This window comes from Craterilacuibacter sp. (assembly GCF_051659485.1).
Taxonomy (GTDB): domain Bacteria; phylum Pseudomonadota; class Gammaproteobacteria; order Burkholderiales; family Chromobacteriaceae; genus Craterilacuibacter.
On the sequence record NZ_JBOFOO010000130.1, the window covers coordinates 1 to 3,241 of the forward strand.

A 3,241-nucleotide genomic window follows, 5' to 3' on the forward strand; every position below is an offset into this window, starting at 1 on the left:
CGTTTCCAATCTTCTTGCAGTGCGAGTGTTTGGCATCGCCAAGCACTCACACCTATCGGTTGTTCGTGTTGTTAAAGAGCAGTGCCGATCCGCTTGTTTCGTTTGCGGCGTCAGCTGAGGAGGCGAAATATACGCACTAGCGGCAGAGGCGTCAACACTTTTCTTAAAAATACGTATAAAAGCGCCTGAATTAACAAAAGCCGCGATATGCGGCTTTTGTCTCCATCTCCAAATGATCAACTTTCACTCGACGGGGGCGTACGTCGACGGCGACTACGAGGCGCCACAACGGGAGCCGCCGGCACCTCAGCAACAGGTGCGGGCACAACAGCAGGCGCGATCACTTTCTCGACTACGGGCTTCGGCTTACGGCTGCGAGGCTTGGGCTTAGCTGGCGCTACAGGAGTAGCCGGTGAAACCGGCGTAACGGCTGGCGTCAGCTTCACTGTCACACCAGCATGACGGCTCGCGCCGTGATCACGGACTGGAGCGGCCTTTTTGGCGACAGGCTTAGCCACAGGCAAGTCTGGCTCGACTTGCGGCACAATAGTTGCGGCAGAAACTGGCATTTCCGCTGCATCACTAGCGATGACCGCAGCTTGCTCCGGCTTGGCTCTTTCCGTGCCGCCATGACGGGAAGACCCGCCTCGACGGCGACGCGGCTTGGCCGACTCAACGGGCACGACATCAGGTACATCACGCACCAGTGCAAAATCTACCTGCGAACTCTCGAGATCCGCCCGCACAACCCGTACCGTAATCGGATCGCCCAAGCGGTACTGCACACCACTTTTCTCGCCAACGATAGATTGCAGTTCCTTGCGGAAATGGAAATAGTCCTTACCCAGCTCGGAGATATGCACCAAGCCCTCTACATGCACGCCATCCAGCATCACGAAGACGCCAAAACTGGTGACAGCCGCAATCTTGCCGGTAAAAACCTCACCGACCTTGTCGCGCATATAGTAGGCCTTGAGCCAGGACTCGACATCGCGACTGGCTTCATCGGCACGCCGCTCGGCCATGGAGCAATGCACACCCAGTTGCGCCCACTTAAGCGCCGGCTTGTACTTGCTACCCGCCAACGCAGCCTTAATGGCGCGGTGCACCAGCAAGTCCGGGTAACGGCGGATAGGCGAAGTAAAGTGTGCATACGCAGGATAAGCCAGGCCAAAATGGCCTTTATTATCCGGACTGTAAACAGCCTGCTGCATAGAGCGCAGCAACATGGTTTCCAGCACCTCGGAGTCCGGGCGCGTCTGAATTTTATGGGCAAGCTCGGCATAGTCCATGGTCGTCGGCTTATCGCCACCGTCCAGCGACAAGCCCACCACCGCCAGGAAGGCGCGCAGATTGGTCAGTTTTTCCGGTGTCGGCCCCTCATGTACACGGAACAGGCACTTTTGCCCACTTTCCTGCAGAAACTCGGCAGCACAGACGTTAGCCGCCAGCATGCACTCTTCAATCAGGCGATGGGCATCGTTACGCACCACCGGCACGATGTCGTCTATCTTGCACGACTCATTGAACAGCATTTGCGTTTCTATCGTATCAAACTCGATTGCACCACGCTTCCCACGCCGCGCCAGCAATACCTTGAATAGCGCATGCAAGGTGCGCACCTGCGCCAAGCGGGGATGATCGCTCCCGTTTTGCAGCCAATCCCATACTTGATTGTAAGTCAGGCGGGCATGCGAGCGAATTACAGCGGGGTAAAAACGGTAGGACTTAACCTTACCCTTGGCCCCCAGCTGCATATCACACACCATGCACATACGCTCCACATCCGGATTAAGCGAGCAGATACCGTTGGAAAGCGCTTCTGGCAGCATCGGGATGACCCGGCGCGGGAAATACACCGAGGTACTGCGCTTGAATGCTTCCTGATCCAAGGCATCATCCGGCTGTACATAATGGCTCACGTCGGCAATGGCCACGATCAGCCGATAACCCTTGCCGGACTTCTCGGCATAAACAGCATCATCAAAGTCGCGCGCCGTTTCACCATCAATAGTAACCAAAGGCAGGTCGCGCAGATCTTCCCGCCCCGGCACCAGATCTTTCCTGCGCACTTTATTTGGGGTCGTCTTGGCTTGCGCCAGGGCTGCATCACCAAAGATATGCGGCAAGTCATGCTTTCTGAGCGCAATTTCGATTTCCATACCCGGATCGGCATAGTTACCCAGTATTTCTTTCACTCGGGCAATCGGTGCACGATGGCCTTGCGGATACTCGGTAATCTCCAGCACCACAACCTGCCCATGCACGGCACTACCTTCGCCACCGGGCTCGATCATAATATCCAGCCGGATGCGCTTATCTTCGGCACGTGCACTCCAGACGCCACGCTCAAGAAAAACGCGAGCCACCAACGTCTTTATCGCATGCTCAAGCACCTCGACAACACGCCCCTCGCGCCGACCACGACGGTCAGGCGTACCGGGCTGCACCATCACGATATCGCCTTGCATGACCTTGTGCATTTCACGCTCGCCAAGAAAGAGGTCGCCCCCCTCCCCATCAAACGGCACGGCAAAACCGTAACCATCACGATGGCCGGAGATTTTGCATTTAACCAAATCCAGCTTTTGTGCCACGCACACGGCACCGGTGCGGTTGATTACCACCTCGCCATTGCGCTCCATGGCAAATAGGCGACGTTCAAAAAAAGGTGTTTCTTCATCAGTAATAGCCAAGAGACTCACTAACTCGGCTGGAAACATGGGAACACCTTGCCCCGCCAAAATCTGCAGAATAAATTCGCGGCTGGGTAAAGGCTTGTCGTATTTGACTTTTTCACGCTCCAAATGGGGATCTTGCAAGCGGAGCGGAATACTTTTTTGCTTTTTTTGCGGGGCAGGCATTGACTTCCTCGGCTAGGTCAATATAATTCGCACTTCGTTACAGCAATGTAGCGTAGATCATACAGTAAAGCGATGCCCAGGTGGCGGAATTGGTAGACGCACTAGGTTCAGGTCCTAGCGCTCGCAAGAGTGTGGAAGTTCGAGTCTTCTCTTGGGCACCAGTCGCTTTATTTAACTGATTCATTATCAGTTTGCAGTATGGACAATTTGGCAGGCCCAGGTGGCGGAATTGGTAGACGCACTAGGTTCAGGTCCTAGCGCCCGCAAGGGTGTGGAAGTTCGAGTCTTCTCTTGGGCACCAGTCGCTTTATCAGGCTGATTTATCAGTTTGCAGTATGAACAATTTGGCAGGCCCAGGTGGCGGAATTGGTAGACGC

Annotated in this window: 1 protein-coding gene and 2 tRNA genes; 2 read left to right on the plus strand and 1 reads right to left on the minus strand. The window is 55.1% G+C overall.

Translation table 11 applies throughout. From position 1 onward, the window contains the following. Positions 1–236: 236 nt before the first annotated feature. Positions 237–2,864 (minus strand): ribonuclease R, encoded by a 2,628-nt coding sequence (rnr, locus tag ACRC1E_RS04545; RefSeq protein WP_438513923.1) that lies wholly within the window; start codon positions 2,862–2,864, stop codon positions 237–239. 74 nt (positions 2,865–2,938) lie between these two features. Here rnr and ACRC1E_RS04550 point away from each other — a divergent pair. Then, positions 2,939–3,025: transfer RNA gene (locus tag ACRC1E_RS04550), tRNA-Leu, on the plus strand. 53 nt (positions 3,026–3,078) lie between these two features. Then, positions 3,079–3,165, plus strand: a tRNA-Leu gene (locus tag ACRC1E_RS04555). Positions 3,166–3,241 lie beyond the last annotated feature (76 nt).